Here is a 26,866-nt window from a genome sequence, read left to right as displayed (position 1 = left end):
TTATTCTTCTACTCCGGCTCTCACCTTCGAACCGGGTTTATTTAAAATTCTCGTAAGCTGAGTCCTGTCATAGACAGAGTTCTCGAAGTTCTGCGCCCATTTTATTGCATCCGAAGGGCAGGCATCGACACAGAGTCCGCACTGGGTGCACATTCCGAAGTGGTAGATGTGTTGATCTATTGCTTTCTTCTTTTTTCCGGTTTCGGGATCGATTACCCGGTCCCAAATGATCTCGATACTTCCGTTAGGGCAGGCAATTTCACACTTCTGGCAGCCGGTACAGCTGTGTTCGTTGTTCTCATCGTGCGGCATGACCACTTCCCCACGGAAGCGTTCGAACATCTTTAATGTGTCACGGTTATCGGGATATTGCTGAGTAATAGCACCCTTTCGGGCATTTATGAAATACTTTCCGGTGACCCTCATTCCTGTGAGAAGGGTTCCAATTCCGTAGTATATGTTAGAGAAATAACCCATAGCAATTAGATTTGAATGGTAAGGTTAAGCCATACGATTACGGCCATTAGCACCAGGTTCACCAGGTTGATTGGGAGTAGATATTTCCACTCAAGCGTTAACAGCTGATCTATCCTAAGCCTCGGAAAAGTCCAGCGGAACCACATCATTAGAAACACCAGCACAAACGTTTTCGCGAGAAACCAGAAGAGGCCCATCCATGGCAGGGACTCTGTGATCCCGAAAGGAGACAACCAGCCTCCGAAAAACACCGTTGTGGCGATGGCAGCTATGATGAACATATTGATAAACTCTGCCAGGAAGAAGTAAGCGAACTTCATCCCGGAATATTCCGTATGGTATCCTGCTCCAAGTTCAGATTCTGCTTCCACCATGTCGAAAGGAGCACGATTGGTTTCGGCTGTACCTGAGATCATATAGATCATAAAAGCAATGATGGCAGGAATATGTCCCTGTACGATCAACCAGCCACCCTTTTGTACTTCAATGATCTCAGAAAGCTGAAGGCTGCCGGTCAGGATCACCATTGTCAGTAAAGAAAGCCCAACGGAAAGTTCATAACTTACAGTTTGAACTCCGCTTCGCATAGCGCCAATAAGAGCAAACTTGTTATTGCTGCTCCATCCTCCCAAAAGAATTCCTATAACTCCAATAGAGGAAATAGCGATTAGAAAGAAAATCCCGATATTAATGTCAAATGCCTGCAGGTCTTTGGTGAATGGAAAAACAGCTAAAGCCATTAATGAGGTGACGATGACAAAATAGGGTGCGAGGTTGTAAAGAAATTTGTCGGCTTTTTCAGTTCCGGTAAGTTCTTTGGAAACCAGTTTTAAAGCATCGGCAATTGTTTGGAACAATCCCAGGTAACCCACACGGTTGGGGCCTATCCGCAGCTGAAACCATGCAGCTACCTTTCTTTCCAGCAAAACCAGGAACAATCCCAGCACGGCAAAGACAGTAAGGTAGATTAGGGCGATCATGGCCATATTCAACACCTCTGTATTTATAAACCAATCAATTATGTGAGAAATGCTGTTCATTGTTTTCAGGTTAACGATCAATATCTGGTACAACAATATCTATAGTGGCCATGGTGGCGACCAGGTCCCCAATTTTCCCGCCCACTGTAATGTGGTTGAGCAGGGAAAGGTTCGATAGCCCCGGAGAACGAAACTTCACCCGGTACGGATTCTTTGTTCCGGTACTAATGATGTAGACTCCAAATTCCCCTCTGGCGGTCTCAACTTTTTGGTAAAAATCTCCTTTTGGAAGCTTGATCACTGCGTTAGTAGCAACCTTGAAATCGCCTTCAGGAATGTTATCTATAAGTTGTTCAATAATGTTTAGAGATTCCCACATCTCGGCAATTCTTACCTGGTATCTTGCGAAGGAATCTCCTGTAGTATCAAGCGCTTCAGTGAAGTTTACTCTGTCAAGGGCGCTGTATGGGTGGTGCTTTCTCACGTCACAGGAGTAACCTGAAGCTCGTGCTACTGGTCCTGATGCACCAAAGTTGATTGCATCTTCTTTGGTTAAAATGCCTACTCCTTTTGTTCTTTTCTGAAAGATGATATTGCCGGTGAGCAGTCGGTCATATTCAGGAAGCTTAGACCTGAAGTGAGGGATGAATTCCTTTACCCTTTTTACAAAATTAGGATGGATGTCCTGCATAAGTCCGCCGGGAATATTGTAATTCATGGTAAGGCGGGCACCGCAGGTTTCTTCAAAGATGTCGTTGATCATTTCGCGATCCCTGAAGCCGTAGAAGTAGGAGGTAAGCGCCCCTACGTCCATTCCCATTACGCCCCACCATAAGGTATGAGAGGCGATGCGGGTAAGCTCACCTAAAATGGTTCGGATCACTTTTACCCTTTCGGGCACTTCCAGTTCCAACGCATTTTCAACGCAGAGACAAACTGCTTCGTTGTTGATGTGAGACGATAGGTAATCAAGCCGGTCTGTTAGGTGAACGATCTGCTGATAGCTGTTTTTCTCACACATTTTCTCTATGGAGCGGTGGATATAACCGAGATCCGGATCTACCTTTTTTATGATCTCTCCATCAATAGTAAGCAGCAGTCGTAATACTCCGTGGGTCGCAGGGTGCTGCGGCCCCATGTTAATGAAATATTCTTCGGACTTGAAGTTCGATTTTGATGTCGTGGGTTCTTTTATAGCTGTTTCCATAATTCCTATTTTACAACCATGTTCATTTCATCCACATAATCCTTTCGTAGTGGGTAACCTTCCCAGTCTTCAGTAAGGAAAAGTCGTTTTAAATTGGGATGGTTTCTGAATATTATTCCGAAGAAATCATAAACCTCCCGTTCGTGATAATTGGCGGTAGCCCAAAGATCCTGTACACTTTCTAAGACAGGATTTTCACGTTCCTCTGTCTGTACTTTTACTACCAGCATGTGCCTGTGAACAGTGGACTCCAGATGATATACTACTCCTAATTCTTTTCCATAATCTACCCCTGTGAGGCAGAACAGGTAATCAAAATGGGTTTCGGGATTATTTTTGAGCAGTTGCATGAGTTCGTGCAGCTGTTCGGGTTCAGTATTAACGGTAAGATATTGAGAGCCTTCTTCAGAGAATTGTGGCTGAGTGAATTCGGGATCCGGAAACCAGCTTAAAATGGTTTGTTGCAGTGCTTCGTTGGTCATGGCCATTACATTTTAATTTCCTTCATCAAAACCGTCTATTGGATTCGGTTTTTCCAGTCTTTTCTCCTTCAGGATCTTTTGCTGTAGCATGATCATTCCGTCAAGAAGAGCTTCAGGCCTTGGCGGACAGCCGGGTACGTAAACATCTACCGGGATCACGTGGTCTGCACCTTTTACTACCGAATAGGAATTGTAAAAGAATGGTCCGCCGCTAATGGCGCAGGCACCCATGGCTATTACATATTTTGGCTCGGCCATCTGGTCGTACAAACGCCGTAGTACAGGAGCCATTTTTGTGGTAATAGTTCCCGCAATAATGATAAGGTCGGCTTGCCTGGGGGACGGGCGTGCAACTTCAAAACCAAAGCGGGAATAATCATGACGTGCAGCACCGGTCTGCATCATCTCAATGGCACAACAACTGGTGCCGAAATAGAGCGACCAAAGAGAGTTGGCACGCCCCCAGTTAATTACTTTATCAAGAGAAGTGACCAGGATATTCCCACCGTTTCCTGCAGGAATTACGTCTCCCGGAAAATCTGCCGGAATTTCGCCTTTTTGGGCAGCCTGTTCTTTATTGTTTACTATTCCCATTTTAATGCTCCTTTTTTCCATGCATATGCTAATCCCAATCCCAGGATGAAGAGGAAGATGAGGATCTCTACCAGGGCAATACTTCCCATTTCTCCAAATACTACTGCCCACGGCACCAAAAAGGCAACTTCCACATCAAAAATGAGAAAGAGAATGGCAAAGAGGTAGTAGCCTACTTTAAACTGAACCCAGGTGGGACCTATAGTGGTCATTCCACTTTCATAGGGTTCCCTCTTGGCTGGGTTGTCAGATTTTGGAGAGATGAGGTTGGAGAGAAAGTTAGCGCCGGCGACCAATACGATCCCCGCGATAAGAAAAACGATGATTGCTTCTGAACCCATTTTAATACAGGTTTATTTGTTAATAAAATTAACGTTTCAGTTGCAGGTAAGAACTGATGAAGATCAGTTCTACGCTACTTTACTTCATAGGTTTCTCCCGAAAAGAAAAGGTCATCTGTCTGTTTAAATTTTGACTTTGACTTTATCTGCGCTGTGAGCGCATCTTCTCTCTCTTCCAGGGTAACATCGTCATAACTCCTTATAATTCCTGTTACTAAAGGATATTCCAATCTCACCAGCATTTGGTGCATGGTAGGATCTTTTTCTTTGGCGTCGTGTACAAGAATATCTTCTTCAGTCACGCCATTTTCTCCAATAGTTACTACCTCCAGCTTCAGCTTATTTAGCACTAGTCCTTTGTTGCGCTCTTTTCCGAAGATCATTGGCCTTCCATGCTCCACGAACAACTGCTTATCTTCTCTTACTGACTTGTCTGTGTACTTAACGTAACACCCGTCATTGAAGATCACGCAGTTTTGCAGGACCTCTACTAAAGAAGTGCCCTTAAACTTTTCAGCTTCAATGAAGATATCGGTCATCTCTTTTGGAGCATTTCCACCAATCCGGGCAAAGAACCTTGCCTGTGCACCTATGGCCAGTTCTCCCGGGGAGAATGGTGGCTGAGTGTTTCCAAAAGGAGAAGATTTGGTTTTTTGACCTACCAGCGAGGTAGGGGAGAATTGTCCTTTTGTTAACCCGTAGATCTCGTTGTTGAACAGGATGATGTTGAGGTCAATATTCCTTCTCAAGACGTGGATGAAATGATTTCCACCAATAGCCATGCTGTCACCATCACCGGTGATCACCCAAACGCTGAGGTTTGGATTGGCTAATTTCACTCCCGAAGCAATTGCCGGAGCCCTTCCGTGAATTCCGTGCATCCCGTAAGTTCCCATGTAATAGGGGAAGCGGGATGAGCAGCCAATTCCTGAAATGAACACCACATCCTCCTTTTTGACACCCATTTCGGGCAGGGCTTTTTGTACAGACCTTAGAATAACATAGTCGTCACAGCCGGGACACCATCTTACCTCCTGGTCATTTGCAAAATCCTTATAAGTGTACTTATTTGCAGTTACTGTTTCCATGTTATTCTACAATTTGTTTGAATTTCTCTATAAGCTCGGTATTGGCAAATGGAAGTCCCTGGACCTTATTATACTGAAGGAATTCCCTGCTAAAGTTCATCCTGAGAATGCTGGCGAATTGACCACTGTTCAATTCACACACAACTATCTTTTTGAACTTTTTGAACACTTCCTCCGTGTTTCGCGGAAGCGGATTGATATAGTTGAAATGAGCGAATCCAATATTTCTGGAGCCTTCGTCATAAAGTTGTTTGGCAGCGGTGTGAAGAGAACCATATGTGCCGCCCCATCCTACGATAAGCAGATCACCTTCTGAAGCAAATTCGGGAATGAGATCAGGAATGAAACTCTGTACCCTTTTCACTTTTTCGGCCCTTACCTGAGTCATTACTTCATGGTTTTCGGGCACGTGGGAAACGTTTCCGGTCTTTTGATCTTTTTCAAGGCCTCCAACGCGATGTTCAAGTTCGGGGGTGCCGGGAACAGCCCAATCCCTGGCTAAGGTTATTTCGTCCCTGTTGTAGGGATGCCAGTTTTCTTTTACCTCAGTAACTTTCCTGGTTTTAATCTCGGGCAGATCTTCTACTTTTCTGATCCTCCATGGAGCTGAACCGTTAGCGATATAACCGTCGGTCAATAGTACCACCGGAGTCATATGCTCCAGGGCCAGTTTGGCTGCCTGATATGCGTAAGTAAAACAGTTCGCCGGAGTACTTGCGGCGATCACGATCACCGGGCTTTCCCCGTTACGGCCGTACATCGCTTGTAGCAGGTCAGATTGTTCGGTTTTAGTTGGTAAACCTGTTGATGGTCCTCCACGCTGCACGTTTACTACAACCAGCGGTAACTCGATCATCATTGCAAGGCCTAAAGCTTCTCCTTTAAGAGCAAGTCCGGGACCTGAGGTGGTGGTGATAGCCAGATCTCCGGCGAAAGATGCACCGATTGCCGAGGTGATCCCGGCGATCTCATCTTCGGCCTGGAAGGCTTTTACACCGAAATGCTTATGCTTTACCAGCTCATGCAGGATATCGGTTGCGGGAGTAATTGGATAGGATCCTAAAAATAGCTCCAGCCCCGATTTTTCAGCTGCGGCCAGAAATCCCCATGCTGTGGCTGTATTTCCCATAATGATCCTGTATGTGCCACTCTGCATCTTTGCAGGCGATACACTATAGGAGTTAGGGATTAGCTCAATAGTTTCAGCATAGAAATAACCGGCATTGAGAACCTTTGTATTTGCCTCAATAAGATGAGGTTTTGTTTTAAACTTCTTGTTGAAGAATTCTATAGTATGTTCAGGAGAACGGCTGTAAAGCCAGTAAACCATTCCGAGAGCAAACATATTTTTGCTGCGGGTGATCATCTTTTGATCAAGACCTTCAATGTTTTTTAACGCTTCTTTGGTCAAAGAAGACATTGGCACCTGGATCACCCTGTAATTGGAGAGACTTCCGTCTTCCAGAGGATTAGTGGCGTACTGCGCCTTCTCCAGGTTCTTTTTTGTAAAGGAATCTGCATCTACAATAATCGTCTGCCCCGGTTTTACCGCATAAAGGTTTGTCTTAAGGCCTGCAGGGTTCATCGCTACCAGCAGGTCTACATTGTCACCCGGTGTGCTGATCTCCACACTACCAATGTGGACCTGGAATCCTGAAACCCCATAGAGACTACCCTGGGGAGCCCGTATTTCAGAAGGGTAATTAGGGAAAGTTGCCACGTCATTGCCAAACATGGCCGAGGTATCAGAAAATTGAGTTCCCGTGAGCTGCATTCCGTCACCGGAATCTCCCACAAAGCGGATCACTACGGCCTCCAGAGCTTCAGCCTCGGATCTGGGTTTTTCTGCTGCTATCATACATTTTAGTTTAGAGACCTTCCGGATAGACCAAAAGGTGCAGATGTTGTCTCAAATGTATTTTTATTCGGCAGCAGGAAATATGATGCAGGTCATATTGTTTTTAAAATGAGCTTATTAAGAATAATTCTTAGTTAAATAAAATATGACGACCGTCATGTTTGAGCAGGTAAAGCCACAATACTTTTATTGGGAAAATCAAGTAATAATTTAAAACCTTTAGTTATGGCTCTTTTTATAACAGACGAATGTATCAACTGCGACGCATGTATTTCGGAATGTCCGAATAATGCTATTTACGAACCAGATCAGGAATGGTCATTGGCAGATGAAACTGCACTTGAAGGAATTGTAACCACTCCCCGTGGTGAAGAAATGGATGCAAATGAACAACAGGAAGCATTATCTGATGAATTCTACTTTATTGTAGCCGATAAATGTACCGAGTGTAAAGGCTTCCATGATAATCCGCAGTGTGTTTCTGTGTGTCCTGTAGACTGTATTCACCCGAGGGAAGACATGGAAGAGAGTGAAGAGCAATTGTTAGAGAAAAAAGTGTGGCTTCATGGAGCTTAATAAGTGAACCAACAACCGGAAATATCATGGTGAAAAACTTTCCAAAGCTCATTTGTGATGCCAACGAAGCTGTGGCCCGTGTAGCACATAAAACGAATGAAGTATGTGCCATTTATCCTATCACCCCGGCTTCTCCTATGGGAGAGCATGTGGATGTGTATAGTTCAAAAGGCAAAAAGAATATTTGGAATAATGTTCCAAAGATCGTAGAAATGCAGAGTGAAGGTGGCGCTGCGGGTGCTGTTCATGGCTCACTTCAAGCCGGAGCGCTTACTACAACGTTTACGGCCTCGCAGGGATTACTTTTAATGATCCCGAACATGTATAAGATAGCAGGGGAATTGCTGCCCAATGTGATACATGTCGCTGCGCGTACAATTGCAACTCATGCACTTTCAATTTTCGGTGATCATTCAGATGTTATGGCAGCCCGGCAAACGGGCTTTTCTATGCTCTTTGGCGGCTCAGTACAGGAAGCTCAGGATTTCGCTCTTATTTCACAAGTAGCTACTTTAAGATCAAGAGTTCCTTTTCTGAATATTTTTGACGGTTTCAGAACCTCTCATGAAATATCTAAAATCGATGGCATTCCGGATGAGATCATTAAGGCAATGATGCCCGAAGATAAGATCATGGAGCACAAAAAACGCTCTTTAGATCCCGATAGTCCGGTAATTCGCGGTACTTCTCAAAACCCCGATGTTTTCTTCCAGGCACGGGAAGCTGCCAACCTTTATTATCAAAGGGTGCCGGAGATCGTGCAGGAGATCATGGATGAGTTTTACATGCACACCGGCCGCAGGTACAATCTTTTCGACTACGAAGGACATCCTGAAGCTGAAAGGGTAGTGGTCATCATGGGATCGGGAGAAGGTGCCGTAAGGGAAACCGTTGACACGCTTCTGAATTCTGATGAAAAAGTGGGAGTTTTGATCGTTCGTCTTTACAGGCCCTTCTCAATCAAAGACTTTATTGCAAGGGTGCCAAAAACAGTGAAAAAGATAGCTGTTCTTGACAGGACCAAAGAGCCCGGAAGTACCGGAGATCCGCTTTATCTGGATGTAGTGACTGCTTTTGCCGAGACAGGTGGAAATATTCCGCAGATCATAGCCGGCCGTTATGGGCTTTCTTCAAAAGAATTTAATCCTGCCATGGTAAAAGGGATCTTTGATGAGCTACAGAAGCCTCAGCCAAAAAACCATTTTACAATAGGTATTAATGACGATGTTTCCTTTAGCAGCTTGCTTTACAATCCGGTTTTCAAGACTAAGAAGAATACCTTTAACTGTATGTTCTATGGTTTGGGATCTGATGGTACTGTAGGTGCTAATAAAAACTCCATCAAGATCATTGGGGAGACTACAGATAATTATGTACAGGGTTATTTTGTTTATGACTCTAAAAAGGCAGGTTCACAAACTGTTTCCCACCTGCGCTTTGGTCCGCAGCCAATTTTCTCCAGTTATCTGATCAATACAGCCGACTTTATTGCTTGTCACCAGTTCAATTTTGTTGAGAAATATGACCTGCTGAAAAAGATAAAAAAAGGCGGTACTTTCCTTCTGAATGCTCCTTTCTCCAATGAAGAGGTTTGGGATATGCTTCCGAAGAAAATGCAGGAAGATATAGTAGAGAAGGAACTTAAATTCTATGTTGTAGATGCTACAAAAGTGGCTTTTGAAGCCAAGCTTGGAAAACGAACTAACACCGTTCTTCAAACCTGTTTCTTTGCGATATCCGGGGTTCTTCCTGAAGATGAAGCCATTCAAAAGATCAAAGATGCTATTGTAAAATCTTACTCGCACAAAGGAGAAAAGATCGTGCAAATGAACTTCAATGCGGTTGATAAATCTTTGGAATACCTCCAAAAAGTGAATTATCCGAAGCAAATTACCAGCAACAAGCATCTTAAGCCAATGATGACCGGCGAGGCCGATCCATTTGTGAAAGATGTGCTAGGTAAGATCCTGGCGGGACAGGGAGATGAACTTCCCGTGAGCGCATTCCCTGTTGATGGCACTTTCCCTACGGGTACCACTCAGTATGAGAAACGCGGTATTGCCGATTTTGTGCCGGTTTGGGATGGAGCAGATCTTTGTACCCAGTGTAACAAATGTGTGGCTATTTGTCCGCACGCCGCAATTCGTGCAAAAGTAGTTCCTACTACAGATCTTGCCGACGCACCTGCAAGCCTTACCACTGTTCCTGCTAAAGGAAGACCTTTCTCCGGAACTGATTCTTACATCCTCCAGGTCTCTCCTGAAGATTGTACAGGTTGTGATCTTTGTGTGGCGGTATGTCCTGCACAAAGCAAGGAAGTGGATAACTTCAAGGCGATCAACATGCGCAGTAAACTGGATGTTGCTGAAGCCGAAAACAAGAACTGGGATTATTTCACCCAGCTTCCATACTATGATCGTACAGAGCTACAGATCACCAATGTAAAAGGATCACAGTTCCTTGAGCCTTTGTTCGAATTTTCGGGCGCATGTTCGGGATGTGGGGAAACTCCGTATATCAAGATGTTGACCCAGCTTTACGGCGACAGCATTATGATCGCAAATGCCACAGGATGTTCGTCTATCTACGGTGGTAACCTTCCAACCACGCCTTATAAGAAGAATGAGTTCGGCAGAGGTCCGGCATGGGCTAACTCCCTGTTCGAAGACAACGCAGAATTTGGTCTGGGAATGAGACTGGCGCTTACTAAAAAGCAGGAAATAGCAGTTGACCTTTTGAAGGAACTGGAGCCGGTGATTGGTTCTGAACTTGTAAACGCTATCCTGAATAATCCGGAAACAAATGAGGTTCAGAAAAAGCAAAAACACGCCGACATTGACGAGTTGAAAAACATTCTTTCCACCGTTGGTACTCCTGAAGCTCTTAAACTGAATGAGCTTGCAGAATACCTGCGCAAAAAAGCGGTTTGGATTCTGGGTGGTGACGGCTGGGCTTATGATATAGGCTACGGCGGCGTCGATCATGTTCTGGCATCGGGAGAAGACATCAATATCCTGGTGATGGATACCGAAGTCTATTCCAATACCGGTGGACAAATGTCTAAGGCCACCCCACTGGGAGCCAGTGCCAAGTTCGCGGTTTCAGGCAAAAGAACGTCTAAGAAGAGTCTGGCGCTACAGGCAGTTTCTTACCAGAACGTCTATGTCGCCCAGGTGGCCATTGGTGCCAAAGATATGCAAACTCTTAAAGCTATTGAAGAAGCTGCGGCTTATCCCGGGCCTTCAATTATTATTGCTTACTCACACTGTGGAGAACACGGATATGACCTTAAGCATGGACCAAGACAACAGGAGAAGGCTGTGGAGACCGGTTATTGGCCGCTCTTTAGGTTTGATCCTTCCAAAGACAAAGGCAAGCGTTTTAAACTTGATTCGAAACCTCCGCAGGCTCCCCTTAAAGAGTTTATGTATAATGAAACCCGCTTTACACGAGTGGCTAAAGAGAATGCCGAAATTGGTGCAAGCCTTTTAAAGCAAGCCCAGGATGAAGTGGAAAGCAAGTGGGAAAGACTGGAACTCTACAGGGATATGTAACTTTGAAAATGGCTTTTTCGGCAGGTAGTACTCCTGTCGGAAAAGCTTTAATACAATTTAAATGAATAATTATGGAAAGCAAAGCACCCGGTCTCTTTATTGAAGCTGTTAAGAAGCTTCGGGAAGCCAATGAAGAACTTTGCAAGCCCGAGGAGGATGTTGTATCCTACCTGGTTTGCAAGAACTCCCAGTACGCCATCGAAAATTTTATGATAGGATACCTGCTGACTAATAACCTTGAACTTACGGGGAATGAAAATATTAATACGCTGTATAAAAAATGTGTTGCGATAGATGAAAAGTTCCGGGAAATCGATCTAAAGGATTTTTCCTGCAAAGGGTATAGACCCGACGCCCGTTCTTGCAGTGATACTGTAAAAGTGAGCAAGTGTTTTGAGATTGCCGATAAAATGGACTCTTTCCTGCGTCGGGAGAAGGTGCTTCAGTAAAAGGTTGAAAAGATTTAAAAATTTAAACCCTGTCTGTACGGCAGGGTTTTTCGTTTTTCATATCACCTCTCCATATTGACTTTCAATTTGGAGAAATGTTCTTTCTATTTTAACAAGTATGAGAGAAATCATGTTTTTTTATTCATGGAATAGGTTTTTTTGTACCCGAAAACTTCTTTTAAATGAAAACAATTTACCTTCTCTTCGCTCTTCTTTTTTCTTCAACCTTATTTGCTCAGACCTTTGAAGCCGATCTTCAGGTGCGGCCAAGGTTTGAATTCAGGAATGGTTATAAAACACTTTTACCGGAAAATGCAGATCCTGCTTCTCACACTTCTCAACGTACCCGTCTTATCCTTGGTTACGGGGATGAATCCCTGAAAGTGAAATTTTCTGGTCAAAGTATAACTGTTTGGGGAGATTCTCCAACTATGCGACTGGAAGACAACAATACTTTTTCCCTTTTTGAGGCTTATGGCCAGTATCAAACCAGTCCAAACTTCCTGTTCCGCGTGGGGAGACAGGTACTTTCTTACGACAACCAGAGAATTCTGGGAGAAGTAGGTTGGGCTCAGCAGGGGCAAAGTCATGATGCGGCTCTTATATCCTGGAAACCTGCTGCAAACCACAGGCTTGATGTTGCTGCGGCTTATAACGCCGAAGCAGAGACTCTAATTGAGGCGCCATACCTGGTAAATTCCTATCAAAACCTGCAAATGGCCTGGTACCACATGGATGTTAATAATGTGGGATTCAGCTTTTTATTTATGAATACAGGTTATGAATTTGATACGGCTTTACAGGACAGGGAAGTTGATTATATCCAAACCTTTGGTGCTTTTCACAACTTTGTCTCCGGCGATTTTTCAGGAAATGTGGGAGCTTACGGGCAGGCCGGTAGCCGAAACAACCGTGATGTTTCTGCCTGGTACACCGGTCTAAATCTAAATTATAAGCTTTCTTCAACCTGGATAGCAGGATTGGGAGCTGAATATTTTTCGGGGACAGATATGGATGATACTTCGGGAGAGATTAAATCCTTCACTCCACTTTTTGGAACAAATCACGGTTTTAACGGGCATATGGATTACTTCTATGTGGGCAACCACCAGAACTCTGTTGGACTATTAGATATCTATGGTAAATTTTCTTATACCACCTCAAAATTTGACTTTTCTGTAATGCCGCACGTGTTTTCATCTTCCGCGAATATTGTTGATGCTGCCGGAAATGAACAGGACAATTACCTGGGAACAGAAATAGACCTGGCAGCCGGTTACAAATTCCGGAAGGACCTTCAGGTCAATGTTGGCTATTCGCAGATGTTCGGAAGTGAATCTCTTGAGATCCTGAAAGGAGGAGATAAAGATGCAACTCAAAATTGGGCCTGGGTGATGCTTAGCTTTAGCCCTAAGTTGTTTAGCTATACCAAACCTGAGGTCACTGCACTCTAATACCGGCATTAGAACTTTACTAAACTGAATATTTTTGAGGAGCGGATAAAATTTGAACGGGAGAAGTTGACGGGCATTTATAAAAATTTAAATTTGCCTATCTTGCGGCTCCAGATGACTTCTGGTTAATCTTCATTAGCACAGACTATTATCTGATAATTGTAAAGCTGCAAAAGAATTAATGTTCAAGATTATTCAAAGCCCTCGCTTTCTTTTCTTCCTACTTCTTTTCCTTATTTCGGGTTTATCAAAGACCTGGGGACAGGAGGAAGCTCTATTGAAGGAACTGGAAGTTTTTATTGAAAAGGCGCCTCAATATGATGCTCAAAAATGGCAAAAAATAGGCAGTTTCCGCAGGCAATTGGATTCGGCACCACAGGAGGATCTAAGGCTTAGACACCATCTTAATCAGGAATTGCTGAATGAATACCGGGTCTTTAAACAGGACTCGGCGTTTTATTATGGTTTAAGGACCCGGGAACTGGCAGAAAAGCTGCAGGATAATGAATTGATTGCCGCAGCTGTCATCAATCTTGCCGATATAAGTGTTTCAGCAGGAATGTATAAGGAAGCACTGGAATATCTTTCCCTAATAGAACCCGAAGGACTTCCGGAGAATCTTAGATCCCTGTATTACGGTTTAATGGGACGCTGTTATAGCGAAATGGCCGAATACAGCAACTTAAAGCAATTTTCAGAAAAATATAATCGTCTTGCCAGAGAGTATAGAGAAAAGGCACTTGCGCTCACAGACGAGGGAACTTTTTTTAATGTTTTTCTTCAGAGTTATATTCAATTTAAGGAAGGTAATCTTGAGCGAGCCCGAAAGGGTTTTTTAAAGTTACTGGGACGGGAGCTAAATTCCCGGGAACTGGCACTTACAAGTTTTATTCTGGGAGAGATCTATGTGGAGATGGGTGAAAAACAAAAAGCCATACCCCACCTGGCAGTGGCCGCAATGGCCGATATTGAAACTTCTGCAAAGGAGAACCTGGCCGTGATAAGACTTTCCGAAATAATGTTTGAAAAAGGAAACACCAGGCTAGCTTCTGTTTATATCCATAAGGCCAATGAAGATGCTTCCTTCTATGGTGCCCAACAAAGAAAGATCAGGGTAGGAGCAATTCTTCCTCTCATTGAAGAACAAATAATCGACCGTATTGAAAGGCAGAGATCACGGCTGCTTACCCAGAATGTGGTTATGGGTTTTCTACTCATATTTGTAATTGCACTCGCGGTAGTGATCCTTTTCCAGGTTAGGAAACTTAAAAGGGCAAGGAAGGTGATTGAAGAAGCTCATGAAAATTTAAAGATCATAAACCGTGAGCTTACCGCCGTCAATGAAAAAATAAATTTGAATAACCTTGAATTGAACAGGGTGAATCATTTACTCCTGGAGGCAAATAAGATTAAGGAAGAATATATTGGATTTTTCTTCACACAGGATGCAGATATTTTTGAAAAATTCAGGGACTTCAAATCCAGGGTAGAGGTCACTGCCGAAGAGGGAAAACTCGACAAGGTAAAGTACTTATTAAGTACATACGATCTTAAAAAGGAAAAGGAAAAACTGCTTCGTAATTTTGATGAAGCCTTTATTAAGCTCTTCCCTAATTTTATTGAAGAATTCAATTCGCTCCTGAGGCCCGAGGAACAGATCTATATTAAAAAGGGCAAGATTTTGAATAAAGAACTCAGGATTTTTGCGCTTATAAGGTTGGGAATCACCCACAATGAAATCATTGCCCAGATCCTGGGATACTCTGTGAATTCCATTTATGCCTACAAGACCAAATTGAGAAATAAATCCTGGCTTGATAAGAAGGATTTTGACCAGAAATTATTCGAAAACACTACCCTAAAGTTATAAAATAGTCGATATTTCTTTAATATTTTCTATATAAAACAGCGTCTACTTTTTTGTTTAAGTATTGTAATTACAGGTGTTTAACCGTAATTGAACCATCTTTATTTCTATATGCTTTCTAAAAAAGGTCATAGGAGTCTTTTTATTTAGGAAGTTTGAAGTGTTCATTAATCCACCCGGTTTCCGGTTGGCAATGTTTGTTTATCAAAAAAAATATAAATGCAGAACAAAACGCTATTAAATTCTGGTAAAAAAATGAAAGAGGGCCTCATGCTGCTTTTCTTCTTTATCGGTATTATGTTAACAGCCCAGGAAGTTAATGCCCAGGTAAAAGTACAGGGGCAGGTTCTTGATGACACAGACCTTCCGCTTCCAGGAGCAACCATCATTGAAACAGGGACTACCAATGGAGTGGTCACAGATTTTGATGGAAATTTTACAATAGAGGTTCCCTCTATTTCTTCTATGCTCACGATAAGTTATATGGGCTATGAAACGAAAACGATTGAAGCAGCGGCAGATTTTATGACGGTCACATTAAATACCGATGCAGCTGCACTTGATGAGGTGGTGGTTATAGGTTACGGTCAATCGCGACAGAGAGATCTTACCGGGTCTGTATCCGCAATCGATTTAGATGATATTGAATCCCAACCCGCCTCCAACATTGGAGAAGCTTTACAGGGACGTGCTGCCGGGGTTCAGGTTATCACTTCGGGACAACCGGGTAACAATCCTACGATAAGAATTCGGGGAATTGGTACTATTGGTAATAATGATCCACTTATTGTTGTAGACGGAGTACCGCTGAATGGAGGGCTCAACCAGGTTAACATGCAGGATGTGGCTTCCATGCAGATCTTAAAAGATGCATCGGCTACTGCTATATATGGATCACGCGGAGCTAACGGGGTTGTAATCGTTACCACTAAAAGAGGAAAAGCCGGAGTTGGACAGTTAACCCTGGATATATTTTCCGGAATACAGGAGCCAACAGACATGATCGATGTTCTGAATGCGCAACAATTTGCACTACTTAGTAATGAGATGCTCGCCGCAGGTGGATTTACTACAAATCCCGCTTTTGCCGATCCTATTGCTCTTGGAGCAGGGACAGATTGGCTTGATGCCCTTTTTACCACAGGCCATCAAAACAATGTGACCCTCGCATACAGTAATGGGAATGAGGACTCGAATGTATATACCTCCCTCAACTTTTTTGATCAGTCAGGAGTGATTATCAACAATAATTATCGCCGGTATATTTTTCAGTTGAACAGTGATACAGATGTTAATGATCGACTTCGCTTCGGGAACTCTTTGAAGGTGAACCATGACATCAAGGAGCAGGGGGAAATGAACATTAACGGAGCCATTCTTTCTCTTCCAACCCAACCTATCTACCGTGAAAACGGAGACTTTTCCGGTCCCATTGGTCAGCCTATCTATTCAGGAGACGTTGAAAACCCAATAGGTAAAGCGACTATAGTTGATCAAACTACTACAGGTTATAATCTTCAAGGGAATGTATTTGGGGAACTGGATCTTTTCAGGAATTTTACTTTCAAATCCCTTTTTGGAGCCGAAGCGAATTTCTGGTATGAAAGAACGTGGAGCCCCGCTTATAGCTGGGATACCGATATTTCACCAAACGCATTTTTATTTGAGTCATCAAACCGAAGCGTAACCATTCTTTGGGATAACATCTTAACTTACAACAAGGAATTTGACAATGGTTCTTCTGTTACAGCGGTGGTGGGAACCAGTGCCCAGGAGAATGATTTCAAATACCTTAGTGGGTCTGTTCAGAATTTCCCAAGTGAATCTACTCAGCAGATCAATAACGGAATTGAATTGCCAACGATTAACGGAAGCGGATCAGAATGGGCGATCTTTTCATACTTCGCCAGGGTGCAGCTCGATTACCTGGACAAGTATTACCTAACCGGAACCGTTAGAAGAGACGGATCTTCTCGATTTGGTGCCGGTAATAAGTACGGAACCTTCCCTTCGGCTTCGGCTGCATGGAGAATTTCAGATGAGGATTTCCTTAGAGAATCGAATACCATTAATGAGCTAAAACTTAGGCTTGGGTATGGGGTGACAGGAAACCAGGAGATTGGGAACTACGCCTTTGCTTCTGCTTACAACACCAATGTTTATAACTTCAATGGTAATTTTGTAACTGCTGCTGTTCCAACCACATTGCCAAATACAAATGTGCAGTGGGAATCGCAGAAACAATACAATATTGGTCTTGATGCCACTCTTTTTGACAGGGCTGTAGATTTCAAGATCGACCTGTATCGTAAGGATACCGAAGATATGTTGGTACCACAATCGGTGCCAGTGACTTCAGGGTACTCAGATATCTATGTGCCTTTCATAAATGCAGGATCAATTAGAAACCAGGGTGTTGAAGCCATAGTGACTACCTACAACTTTGCCAGAGAGGATTTTAGCTGGAGTACAGATTATGTATTCACCTACAATGATAACGAGGTGATCAATATCAACAGTGATACCCCTCTTACTACAGGTGGAATTGGACTTAACTATAACCTGGCACGTATTCAGCCGGGATATCCAATCAATGTTTTCTACGGATTTGTTCAGGAGGGAATTTTCCAGACTCAGGCCGAAGTTGATAATGCGGCAGTACAATCTCCGGGAACGAATCCCGCGACCAGTACAGCGCCGGGAGATATCAGGTTTAAGGATCTTAACAACGACGGAAGAATCACAGATGATGACCGTACCTTTATTGGTAATCCAAACCCAGATTTTACTTTTTCCCTTAACAACACCTTGAGGTATAAGAATTTTGACCTGAGTATCTTCTTCCAGGGAGTTTATGGGAATGATATTTTCAACGCCAACAGGCTTTATACTGAAAGTATGTCGGTTACCACAAACCAATCAGTAGCTGTACTGGACAGATGGAGAGGTCCGGGAACGAGTAATGATATGCCAAGAGCAGTGTTTGGTGACCCTAACAACAACACCCGTCCTTCTACGCGTTATATAGAAGATGGTTCTTACCTGAGGCTCAGAAATGTGAACCTTGGATATAATTTACCTGTAGAGAAATTTGGAGATAATGTTTTTAGTTCAGCTAAAGTTTATCTCGCCGGACAAAACCTGTTCACCATCACCGATTACTCAGGATTTGATCCTGAAGTAGGACCTAATGGAATTGACAATAACATATATCCTGTGACCCGCAACTTCACAGTAGGAATTAATCTAGGATTTTAAAAAATAGCGATGAAACACTTTAAAATATACATCATGTCCCTGGTTGCCCTGCTCCTTATGAGCTGTAGCGACGACTTTCTTGACAGGCAACCGCTGGACACCATAAACACGGAGAATTATCCCACCACCGCCGAAGAGTTGGTGACTGTGGTGAATGGAGCTTACCAGCCATTACAATGGCCAAAGCTTTACAATTTAAGGATGTGGAGTACAGATATCATGGCCGGTAACAGTATTGTTGGTGCCGGGGGAGGATCTGACGGAATCGAGACCCAGGATATGGCAAACTTTGTAACCAATACAGATAACGCCGGAGTACTGGATCTATGGAGAGGCCCATGGCCGGGGATCCTTATGTCAAACATCGTTCTAGATGCAGCTCCGCAAATGGACATTGATGAAGACATAAGGAAAAGAAGCATGGGAGAAGCACATTTTCTAAGAGCTCATTACTATTTCATTCTTGCAAGATTCTTTGGAGATGTGCCTTTGATCACCGAGCCGCAAAGCTCAGACAGTGATCTATTCCCTCCACGTGATCCTGTTGCTCAGGTTTATGAGCTCATTATTAGTGATCTTAATGCTGCTGCGGAACTTTTACCTCCTAAATCTTCTTACGGTTCGGAAAATAAAGGAAGAGTATCAAAAGGAGCTGCCTATGGTTTGCTGGCGAAGGTGCATCTTACTCTGGGAAATTATCAGGAAGTAGTGCAATACGCTAACGAAGTTGAGAGTCTGGGATATGCCCTAAACGAGAATTACGCTGATAATTTCTCCATTACAAATGAAAATTCTGTAGAATCCCTGTTTGAAGTGCAGTACGCTTCTAATGGAGGATATGATTTCTGGAGCAATGAAAATCAGGCTTCATGGGCAAGTCCTTTTATGGGGCCAAGAGGTGCCAACTTTGTTGCCGGTGGTTACGGTTGGAATCAGCCTACTGAAGAATTTGTAAACGCTTATGAAGAAGGAGATGAGCGAAAGGATGCCACAGTACTTTACGAAGGCGGACCGGAATTTGACGGAAAGGAATATGAAAGCCGTTTCTCTTTTACAGGTTATAACACCAGAAAGTTTTTAGTGCCATTAAGCCAGGTTTCTGCTTATGACAACAGCCCAATGAACTTTCCTATTCTAAGATTTGCAGATGTGCTGCTTATGAAAGCTGAAGCTTTAAATGAATTGGGACAAACAGAACTTGCCGAAGATTACCTGAACATGGTACGTAACCGTGCAGGGCTTGATGATATTGAAAATCTTAGCCAGGCCGATTTTAGAAATGCAGTTTTACATGAGCGTAGAATCGAACTCGCTTTTGAAGGCCAAAGATGGTTTGACCTCATTCGTGTTAATGATGGCGAATATGGTCTTAACTTCCTTAGATCCATTGGGAGGAACAATGCTTCACAAAAGCACTTGTTATTTCCTATCCCTCAAATAGAATTAGACAGGAATCCTAACCTGGTTCAAAACCCCGGTTACTAAAAAATGAGAAATATGAATTCAATTTTAAACCTGAAGCGATTTTACGTAATTACGCTCGTCCTTGTCCTGGGAGTGATAAGCGGTTCCTGTGAAACTGATGAACTGGAAGATCCTTCCATTGAAAATGTTAATAATGAATTGGCTCTCACAGTTTCTGAAGAAAACCTGGAACTGGAAGAACGTTTTATGGGGAATGAACTTGGCTTTACCTGGTCTACAGGGACAAACCGGGGCACCGGGGCTGCCATTATGTATACCCTTGAAATAGATCTTGCAGGAAGCGATTTTTCAGATCCCTTAATTACCCTTGTGGAAGGTGAGAAGAATAGGTATCTGGCTTCTATAGATCATGGAACCCTCAATCACAGATTGCTTAACAGCGGACTTGATGCCGGAACGGTTTACGATCTTGAAGCAAGATTAACGGCTGAAGTTGCAGATCCTGCTGTTGAAGATCAAGTGTCAAAAAAGGCATTTTCGGTAGCTACTTATAAACCTGTTTCAAGCAAGTTGTTTATTGTAGGGGATGCAAGTCCAAATGGATGGGATATCTCTAATGCGACTAAACTGACTGCAGCAAATCAACGTGGGGTTTTTATATATGAAGGAAAACTTACTGAAGGAAATTTCAAATTTGCAGTAAGTCAGGATGATTGTTTCTGCCAGGACTTTTACACAAAAGATGCCGATGATGATAATAAGATAGTGTACAATGAAGGTGGTAGCGGAGAAGATATCCAGTGGACAGTTACAGAAGAAGGTAATTACAGGCTGAGAGTTGATCTGCTAAACAAAACAATTGACATAAATCCTATAGAAGACTCACCTTTCGACCGACTTTGGATCGTTGGGGATGCTACTAAAAGCGGATGGGATATCAACAATCCTGCAGCCTTTGAGAGAAGTGAGGAGGATCCTTTCGTATTCACTTATGAAGGAAATTTCAATCCCGGGAGCTTTAAGATCCTTGCAGGAGAAACAGGAGATTTCTGCGGAGAGTGGTACAGACCATTAGAAAATGGCCAGGCGCCTGTTGACGGTTCTGTAGAACAAAGAGCAGGCTGTGAGCCCGATTACAACTGGACGGTGACCGAAGAAACTGCGGGTAGATACAGGGTTAGCCTGAACACCGGGAACAACACGATCAAATTCACTCCTATGGGTCTTTACATTGTAGGAGACGGTAGCCCAAGCGATTGGAATATCAACACTCCAATGCCGCTTACTTATGATAATGGCGATTTTGTCTTTAACGGGGAATTGGGAGCTATCAATCCAACCGGAGAATTCAAGTTTTCCAAATCTGTGGGAGACTGGTGTAACGGTGAATGGATCGTAAGTGCCGAGAATGGTCAGGCGGTAACCAATCCGGAGCATATCACTGCGATAGGTTGTGTAGGCCCGGACAATAAATGGAAACTGCAGGAAGGCGACGCCGGTACTTATGAGATCAGGATCAATCTGGATACAGATAACATGACCATTACGAAACTCTAGGCCTTAAAAAAGAGATTTTTAACACCTCCTGTTTTCGGGCAGGAGGTTCAAAAATAAAAACATGAAAAAAAGAAAATTTTTGCTCCTCGCGCCACTGGCATTGTTCATGGCGTTAGTGAGTTGTAATAACGACGATGACGCCCTGTTAAGCCCCATTGATGAAGGGGTGAACATGAGCTACAGCGAAGTCCTCAATTTTAAAAAGGACAAAGCAAAATACAATCCGGGTGAGGAAGTGAACTTCAGTGTGAACGGGACTCACCAGAACACTACAGTACGATACAAATATTTGGGCGAAGTGATAGAAGAGGCGCCACTTACCGGCACTTCCTGGACCTGGGAACCTCCTTCCGAAGACTTTAGAGGCTACATGGTTGAGCTTGTAAAAGAAACCGACGGAGAGGAAACAGTAATTGGAACGGTGGCTGTTGATGTCTCTTCAGACTGGACCAAATTTCCCCGCTATGGTTTTCTTTCGCAGTTTGGTAATATTTCAGCTTCCCAAAGAGCAGACGTTCTTAATAACCTGAAGGATTACCACATAAACGGGCTACAGTATTACGACTGGCATTTTGAGCACCAAAGACCTCTGCCTCTTGATGAAAATGGTGAGCCGGCAGAGACCTGGAGCGATCTTTTTAACCGGGAGATCTACCTGGGAACTGTAGAAGGATTTATTGAACAGGCGCAGGAGCGTAATATGGCTTCCATGTTCTATAATCTACTTTTTGGAGCCTGGAAAAAGGATGAAGTACAGCCCGTGCCTGTAGAGTGGTTAATGTATAACGACCGCAATCACAACGATATTAATCGTCATATACTTTCAGGGTTTGGAGACATTCAGTTGACAGATCCTGCTAATGATGAATGGCAGGAGCACATTTTTGGAGAGACAGCTACTGTCTATGAAAATTTGGAATTTGATGGCTGGCACCTTGATCAACTGGGAAACCGCGGTACGGTTTACAACTATGAAGGTTATAAGATTGATCTGGGAGAGGCTTATAAGGATTTTCTTATTTCTTTAGAGAATCGTTTCCCAAATAAGAAGCTGGTTCTTAATGCCGTTGACCAATACGAGCAGGAAGAGATCCTTGAAGCTCCGGTAGATTTTGCCTATTCAGAAATATGGAGCAGGTATCAGTATCAGGATCTTGCACGGGTGATCCTCGAGAATTATGAATATTCCAATGGAGAGCTCAATACAGTACTGGCAGCATATATGAACTATAACGCCCAGGATGGAAATTTCAATACTCCTGCTGTCCTGATGACCGATGCTGTGATCTTCACCTTTGGAGGTGCACATCTTGAATTGGGTGAACACATGTTGTCCAGTGAATATTTCCCTAATGATAAATTAGATATGAGCATGGATTTGCGTAATAACGTTAGAGAGTATTACGATTTCCACACTGCTTATCAGAACCTTTTACGTGACGGCGGAAGCTTCAATTTCCCTGCAGTACAATCTCAGGATGTAGATGTGAAACTGAACAGCTGGCCTCCGGTTGTTGGGCAGGCTGCTGTGGTTGGAAAACAATTGGAGAACAGTCAGGTGCTTCACTTGTTGAACTACGACGGCGTTTCTACCCTGCAATGGAGAGATGATAGCAAAATTCAGAGAGAACCTTTGGTTAAGGATAATTTTAGTATCACTGCAGAGGCAGGTAGAAATGTTTCTAAAGTGTGGTTTGCCTCTCCCGATATTAACGGAGGGGCTTCCCAGGAACTCGAATTTACTCAGAGTGGTAACCAGATCACGCTTGAAGTGCCTTACTTAAAATTCTGGAGCATGCTTGTGCTCGAATACTAACCAGGAAAAAAGAACATTATGAAAAATATCAAAGTTATATCGACTCTTTTCCTTTTCGTCCTCGGGCTTACGGCCTGTAGTTCTGATGATGATATCACGGAAGTCACTCCCGAACCAACAGCCGACTTTACTTCTGAAGCGGTTCCCGATAATCCCCAGCTCATCAGTTTTACAAACCTTGGCACCGATGCCGAAGAATTCTTTTGGGATTTTGGAGATGAATCTGAAGGTTCAACTCAAAAGCACCCTACTCACCTGTATGAAAATGCAGGAATTTACACTGTTAGTCTGACTGCTACCACCGGAGAAGTTGAAAATACAGTTTCCCGGGACATAACTGTTGTGGGCACCCCTACGGCCGACTTCAGTTATGCAGCAGCTCAGGATAACAGCTTCACTATTAGCTTTACAAACTTAAGCCAGAACGTGGACAGCTATGAATGGGATTTTGGAGATGGAACCGGTGTTTCTTCCGAAGAAAACCCGACCTACACTTATACCGAAGCAGGGACATATCCTGTAACTCTTACTGTAACAGGTGCAGGAGGAACTGTAGAAACCACTCAACAGGTCGAAGTAAAAGATGCACAGCCTGCTTTTAATGCAATTTACATTGTAGGAGATGCTTCGGAAAGTGGCTGGAACATTGGTGCTCCTGTAGCTTTTAAACAAAGTGAAACAAATCCTTTCATCTTCACCTACAACGGAGTCCTAAACACCGGAAACATCAAGTTCTCCACTTTTACCGGGGGCTTCTGTGACGGGCAGTGGCTCAATGCTACCGAAACAACAGTCCCTGTTACCGGAACTAGCGGTTATATCGTGACCAACGGCTGCGACGGACCGGACAATCAATGGACGGTGACAGATGAAACCAGGGGTCGTTATAATATTACTATTGACCTTGAGCAGGAAAATGTAAGTTTTGAAAAGCTCAATGCGCCTTATTCAGAACTATATGCAATAGGTGACGCCGCTCCAAATGGCTGGGCTCCTCTAAATCCTTCTGAGGCCTTTGTGCAGGATGCAGTCGATCCTTTCATTTTTACTTATGAAGCCCATTTGAGTCCCGGAGAGTTGAAATTTTCAACTTTTAAGGGGGAATGGTGTGATGGCGTCTGGATCAACGCGCCCCAAGCTGATGCAGATATAGTTAATGCTTCTGAATATTATGTGAGAAATAGTTGTGATGACCCCGACAATAAGTGGAGGGTGACTTCAGAAACCGAAGGCGATTATCTGATTACAGTGGACTTTTACATTGAAACTATACATTTCGAAGCCAAATAAGTAATCCCTACTTGACATTTGGTTTTAAGGGTGTTATTCCGGGAAAACCTTTGAGGAATTCCCGGAAATAACTTTTTAAAAAGACTACCATGAAAATTTCAAATTTTAGGCTGACGCTCCTTTTTATGCTCTTTTCTTTCGGAGCACTCTCTCAGCAGATTTCCCTGGAAGCATGCGCCAGCTTTGAAAAAACAGGTGCCAAAAAGCTCATTTTTGGATGTGAAGGCGGGGAGAAGTTGATGCTCGAATTTCTTGATTCAAAGAACATTAAGTTCTGGTATGCTCCCACGGGGGAATTTACCCGCAACAATGAATCCTTTGCCGTTATTAATGAAGAATTTGATCCAAATTTCAACATTAACGTGGAAGAAAATGCTTCCAACTTTGAGATCTTCACGGGAGATCTCCGGGTGATGGTCCACAAGAATCCCTTCAAAATTCAAATTTTTGACAGGTATCAACGACTCGTTTTAGGAGATCTTGATGCCGAAGCCTATGTTACTGAAGGAACACGGACTGAAACACGAAAAGTCCTGCGGGAAGAAGAGCAGTTCTTTGGTCTGGGAGAGAAAACCGGTCCGCTAAACCGCCGGGGACGTTCTTTCACGATGTGGAACAGTGATAAACCCTGTTATTCAGATACCGAGGATCCATTGTACAAGAGCATTCCCTTCTTTTTAAGCACCTATAACTACGGAATCTTCTTCGACAACACTTATAAAACAGAATTTGACTTCGGAAAAAAATCTGATGAATATTTCGCATTTTCGGCACCCGATGGGGCGTTTATCTATTACTTCATGTATGGCAAAGACCTGAAAGAAGTGATCAAAAGCTACACAAGGTTGACCGGAAAACCGATCATGCCACCAAACTGGGCCCTGGGATGGTCCCAAAGCCGCGGAATGCTCGTAAACGAAGAGCTCACAAGAGAAATTGCAACAGACTACCGAAAAAGGGAAATTCCAATAGACATTATTTACCAGGATATTGGCTGGGTAGAAGGCCTGCAGAATTTCGAGTGGAGAAAGGACAGGTATGACCATCCAAAAAAGATGCTTGCAGATTTGGCTGAAGATGGATTTAAGGTGATAATCTCTCAGGATCCCGTCATTTCCCAGGTAGTTGAAGATCAGTGGCTAGAGGCGGCAAAAAAGGGATTTTTGGCTATCGATGTTCGCACAGGAAAGCCTTATGATATGCCCTGGCCCTGGGGTGGAAACGCCGGAGTAGTGGATTTTACCGATCCCAAAGTAGCCGACTGGTGGGGAGAACTTCAGCAAAAGCCTCTTGATGACGGAGTAAAAGGATTCTGGACAGACATGGGCGAACCGGCCTGGAGCAACGAGGAAAGCACAGACAGGCTTTACATGAAGCACCACAAAGGTATGCACGCCGAAATCCATAATGTCTATGGACTGGAGTGGGACCGCGTGGTAACAGAGCAGTTCGAAAAGAGAAATCCAAACCAGCGGGTTTTCCAAATGACCAGGGCGGCCTATGCCGGGATGCAGCGCTACACCTTTGGCTGGAGCGGCGATAGCGGAAACGGAAGAGATGTAACCGACGGCTGGGAAAACCTTGCCGACCAGGTCCCAATGGGAATGTCTGCAGGCCTCGGGCTTATACCTTTCTGGACCACAGATATTTCAGGTTATTGCGGAGAGATCACAGATTATGAAGAATTTTCAGAATTATACGTGCGCTGGTTGCAGTTTGGAGTTTTTAATCCGTTGAGCCGGGCCCACCACGAAGGAAACAATGCTGTGGAACCCTGGTTATTTGGAGAGGAAGCCGAAAAAATTGCAAAGGAAGCTATTGAACTTAAATATCAGCTTCATCCTTATATCTACACCTATGCAAGGGAAGCATATGACACAGGCTTGCCAATTATGCGACCATTGTTGCTGGAATATCCTTCAGAGGAAGAAACCTATGAATTAGATAATCAGTTCTTGTTTGGAGAGGAACTGCTTATAGCTCCTGTGGTAGAGGAAGGAGTAACTTACCGACAGGTTTACCTGCCAAAAGGAAACTGGAGAGATTATAATGATCCAAAAAAGTCTTTTAAGGGAAAGCAGTTTATTGACTATGACACCCCTCTTGGAGTTATTCCCATATTCGTTAAAGAAGGTGCGATCATTCCGAAAATGCCGGTGATGCCTTATATAGGGGCCATGAAAAATGCGCCCTTGATCCTGGAGATCTTTCCGGGAGCAAAACCTTCAGAATTTACGCTTTATGAGGATGAGGGAACAACAAATGATTATCGAAAAGATCATTTTGTTAAGACGGTGATTGAAAGTAAAACAACTTCTTCAGAAGTAGTCGTAACAATTAATGAGCCGCAGGAAAATAACTTCAGCAATAATGAAAAAAGAAATTTTTGGCTGGAGATCTACCTGGAAGAGAAGCCGATAGCAGTGAACCTGAACGGAAAAATTTTGGAGGAGAAGCCTGCAGAGGAGCTTAAGAAAAAATGGAATACTATCTTTGATGTTTCGGGATATCATTATGATGCCGAGAACAATCGACTTTTTATAAGGTTTCCTGATAATAAAAAGAAACAATTAATTACCCTTAATAAATAAAT

General features: G+C 43.4%; 19 protein-coding genes. 11 read left to right on the top strand and 8 right to left on the bottom strand.

All coding sequences use genetic code 11. The features are described from left to right. From LA313_RS15830 to LA313_RS15795, 8 genes are all read right to left on the bottom strand, one after another. Positions 1 to 477 (bottom strand): 4Fe-4S binding protein, encoded by a 477-nt coding sequence (locus tag LA313_RS15830; protein ID WP_228916741.1) that lies wholly within the window; start codon positions 475 to 477, stop codon positions 1 to 3. Positions 478 to 482: 5 nt separating this feature from the next. Then, entirely contained in the window at positions 483 to 1,517 is a 1,035-nt protein-coding gene (gene nuoH / locus LA313_RS15825) for an NADH-quinone oxidoreductase subunit NuoH (RefSeq protein WP_228916739.1), read from the bottom strand. A 10-nt stretch (positions 1,518 to 1,527) separates the two neighbouring features. Beyond that, on the bottom strand, positions 1,528 to 2,664 hold the full coding sequence (locus tag LA313_RS15820; protein ID WP_228916737.1) for an NADH-quinone oxidoreductase subunit D: 1,137 nt from the start codon (positions 2,662 to 2,664) through the stop codon (positions 1,528 to 1,530). Between the two features lie 5 nt (positions 2,665 to 2,669). Next, complete coding sequence (locus LA313_RS15815; RefSeq protein ID WP_228916735.1) at positions 2,670 to 3,146, bottom strand: NADH-quinone oxidoreductase subunit C; 477 nt, start codon at positions 3,144 to 3,146, stop codon at positions 2,670 to 2,672. 12 nt (positions 3,147 to 3,158) lie between these two features. Beyond that, entirely contained in the window at positions 3,159 to 3,740 is a 582-nt protein-coding gene (locus LA313_RS15810) for an NADH-quinone oxidoreductase subunit B (protein WP_228916732.1), read from the bottom strand. Next, positions 3,731 to 4,081 (bottom strand): NADH-quinone oxidoreductase subunit A, encoded by a 351-nt coding sequence (locus LA313_RS15805; RefSeq protein WP_228916730.1) that lies wholly within the window; start codon positions 4,079 to 4,081, stop codon positions 3,731 to 3,733. Before LA313_RS15805 ends, LA313_RS15810 begins: the two co-directional genes overlap by 10 nt. Positions 4,082 to 4,155: 74 nt before the next feature. Next, the gene (locus tag LA313_RS15800; protein ID WP_228916728.1) at positions 4,156 to 5,169 is read right to left on the bottom strand and encodes a 2-oxoacid:ferredoxin oxidoreductase subunit beta; all 1,014 of its coding nucleotides are present in this window, start codon (positions 5,167 to 5,169) and stop codon (positions 4,156 to 4,158) included. Between the two features lies 1 nt (position 5,170). Further along, complete coding sequence (locus tag LA313_RS15795) at positions 5,171 to 7,027, bottom strand: 2-oxoacid:acceptor oxidoreductase subunit alpha (RefSeq protein ID WP_228916726.1); 1,857 nt, start codon at positions 7,025 to 7,027, stop codon at positions 5,171 to 5,173. Between the two features lie 225 nt (positions 7,028 to 7,252). On the opposite strand from LA313_RS15795, the gene LA313_RS15790 reads away from it, so the two are divergent. The 11 genes from LA313_RS15790 (at position 7,253) to LA313_RS15740 (ending at position 26,864) form a co-directional block, all read left to right on the top strand. Continuing rightward, a complete protein-coding gene (locus LA313_RS15790) occupies positions 7,253 to 7,603 on the top strand; it encodes a 4Fe-4S binding protein (protein ID WP_228916724.1) in 351 nt (116 codons plus the stop codon). Between the two features lie 26 nt (positions 7,604 to 7,629). After that, positions 7,630 to 11,157, top strand: a complete 3,528-nt coding sequence (nifJ, locus tag LA313_RS15785; protein ID WP_228916722.1) for a pyruvate:ferredoxin (flavodoxin) oxidoreductase — start codon at positions 7,630 to 7,632, stop codon at positions 11,155 to 11,157. Between the two features lie 71 nt (positions 11,158 to 11,228). Beyond that, positions 11,229 to 11,606, top strand: a complete 378-nt coding sequence (locus LA313_RS15780; RefSeq protein WP_228916720.1) for a hypothetical protein — start codon at positions 11,229 to 11,231, stop codon at positions 11,604 to 11,606. A gap of 182 nt (positions 11,607 to 11,788) precedes the next feature. Next, complete coding sequence (locus LA313_RS15775; protein ID WP_228916718.1) at positions 11,789 to 13,060, top strand: alginate export family protein; 1,272 nt, start codon at positions 11,789 to 11,791, stop codon at positions 13,058 to 13,060. 181 nt (positions 13,061 to 13,241) lie between these two features. After that, the gene (locus LA313_RS15770; RefSeq protein WP_228916710.1) at positions 13,242 to 14,930 is read left to right on the top strand and encodes a DUF6377 domain-containing protein; all 1,689 of its coding nucleotides are present in this window, start codon (positions 13,242 to 13,244) and stop codon (positions 14,928 to 14,930) included. A 216-nt stretch (positions 14,931 to 15,146) separates the two neighbouring features. Further along, positions 15,147 to 18,185, top strand: a complete 3,039-nt coding sequence (locus tag LA313_RS15765) for a SusC/RagA family TonB-linked outer membrane protein (protein ID WP_228916708.1) — start codon at positions 15,147 to 15,149, stop codon at positions 18,183 to 18,185. 9 nt (positions 18,186 to 18,194) lie between these two features. Continuing rightward, positions 18,195 to 19,670 carry a RagB/SusD family nutrient uptake outer membrane protein gene (locus LA313_RS15760; RefSeq protein ID WP_228916706.1) on the top strand — a complete coding sequence of 492 codons (1,476 nt, stop codon included), beginning with the start codon at positions 18,195 to 18,197 and terminating at the stop codon, positions 19,668 to 19,670. 12 nt (positions 19,671 to 19,682) lie between these two features. After that, positions 19,683 to 21,167 (top strand): SusF/SusE family outer membrane protein, encoded by a 1,485-nt coding sequence (locus LA313_RS15755; protein ID WP_228916704.1) that lies wholly within the window; start codon positions 19,683 to 19,685, stop codon positions 21,165 to 21,167. Positions 21,168 to 21,228: 61 nt separating this feature from the next. Then, positions 21,229 to 22,983, top strand: a complete 1,755-nt coding sequence (locus LA313_RS15750; protein WP_228916702.1) for a glycoside hydrolase family 66 protein — start codon at positions 21,229 to 21,231, stop codon at positions 22,981 to 22,983. Positions 22,984 to 23,001: 18 nt separating this feature from the next. Further along, positions 23,002 to 24,273, top strand: a complete 1,272-nt coding sequence (locus LA313_RS15745) for a PKD domain-containing protein (RefSeq protein ID WP_228916700.1) — start codon at positions 23,002 to 23,004, stop codon at positions 24,271 to 24,273. An 89-nt stretch (positions 24,274 to 24,362) separates the two neighbouring features. Continuing rightward, entirely contained in the window at positions 24,363 to 26,864 is a 2,502-nt protein-coding gene (locus LA313_RS15740; protein ID WP_228916698.1) for a glycoside hydrolase family 31 protein, read from the top strand. Positions 26,865 to 26,866: the final 2 nt, after the last annotated feature.

It is taken from the genome of Salinimicrobium sediminilitoris, from assembly GCF_020866905.1.
Lineage (GTDB): Bacteria > Bacteroidota > Bacteroidia > Flavobacteriales > Flavobacteriaceae > Salinimicrobium > Salinimicrobium sediminilitoris.
Note: the sequence above shows the minus strand (reverse complement) of the source record. Positions and strands in the feature narration are given on the sequence as shown.

Bases quoted from the DNA above. Each gene is read 5' to 3' on its own strand.
- LA313_RS15830 (WP_228916741.1), bottom strand. From the start codon at position 477: ATGGGTTATTTCTCTAACATATACTACGGAATTGGAACCCTTCTCACA.
- nuoH (WP_228916739.1), bottom strand. From the start codon at position 1,517: ATGAACAGCATTTCTCACATAATTGATTGGTTTATAAATACAGAGGTG.
- LA313_RS15820 (WP_228916737.1), bottom strand. From the start codon at position 2,664: ATGGAAACAGCTATAAAAGAACCCACGACATCAAAATCGAACTTCAAG.
- LA313_RS15815 (WP_228916735.1), bottom strand. From the start codon at position 3,146: ATGACCAACGAAGCACTGCAACAAACCATTTTAAGCTGGTTTCCGGAT.
- LA313_RS15810 (WP_228916732.1), bottom strand. From the start codon at position 3,740: ATGGGAATAGTAAACAATAAAGAACAGGCTGCCCAAAAAGGCGAAATT.
- LA313_RS15805 (WP_228916730.1), bottom strand. From the start codon at position 4,081: ATGGGTTCAGAAGCAATCATCGTTTTTCTTATCGCGGGGATCGTATTG.
- LA313_RS15800 (WP_228916728.1), bottom strand. From the start codon at position 5,169: ATGGAAACAGTAACTGCAAATAAGTACACTTATAAGGATTTTGCAAAT.
- LA313_RS15795 (WP_228916726.1), bottom strand. From the start codon at position 7,027: ATGATAGCAGCAGAAAAACCCAGATCCGAGGCTGAAGCTCTGGAGGCC.
- LA313_RS15790 (WP_228916724.1), top strand. From the start codon at position 7,253: ATGGCTCTTTTTATAACAGACGAATGTATCAACTGCGACGCATGTATT.
- nifJ (WP_228916722.1), top strand. From the start codon at position 7,630: ATGGTGAAAAACTTTCCAAAGCTCATTTGTGATGCCAACGAAGCTGTG.
- LA313_RS15780 (WP_228916720.1), top strand. From the start codon at position 11,229: ATGGAAAGCAAAGCACCCGGTCTCTTTATTGAAGCTGTTAAGAAGCTT.
- LA313_RS15775 (WP_228916718.1), top strand. From the start codon at position 11,789: ATGAAAACAATTTACCTTCTCTTCGCTCTTCTTTTTTCTTCAACCTTA.
- LA313_RS15770 (WP_228916710.1), top strand. From the start codon at position 13,242: ATGTTCAAGATTATTCAAAGCCCTCGCTTTCTTTTCTTCCTACTTCTT.
- LA313_RS15765 (WP_228916708.1), top strand. From the start codon at position 15,147: ATGCAGAACAAAACGCTATTAAATTCTGGTAAAAAAATGAAAGAGGGC.
- LA313_RS15760 (WP_228916706.1), top strand. From the start codon at position 18,195: ATGAAACACTTTAAAATATACATCATGTCCCTGGTTGCCCTGCTCCTT.
- LA313_RS15755 (WP_228916704.1), top strand. From the start codon at position 19,683: ATGAATTCAATTTTAAACCTGAAGCGATTTTACGTAATTACGCTCGTC.
- LA313_RS15750 (WP_228916702.1), top strand. From the start codon at position 21,229: ATGAAAAAAAGAAAATTTTTGCTCCTCGCGCCACTGGCATTGTTCATG.
- LA313_RS15745 (WP_228916700.1), top strand. From the start codon at position 23,002: ATGAAAAATATCAAAGTTATATCGACTCTTTTCCTTTTCGTCCTCGGG.
- LA313_RS15740 (WP_228916698.1), top strand. From the start codon at position 24,363: ATGAAAATTTCAAATTTTAGGCTGACGCTCCTTTTTATGCTCTTTTCT.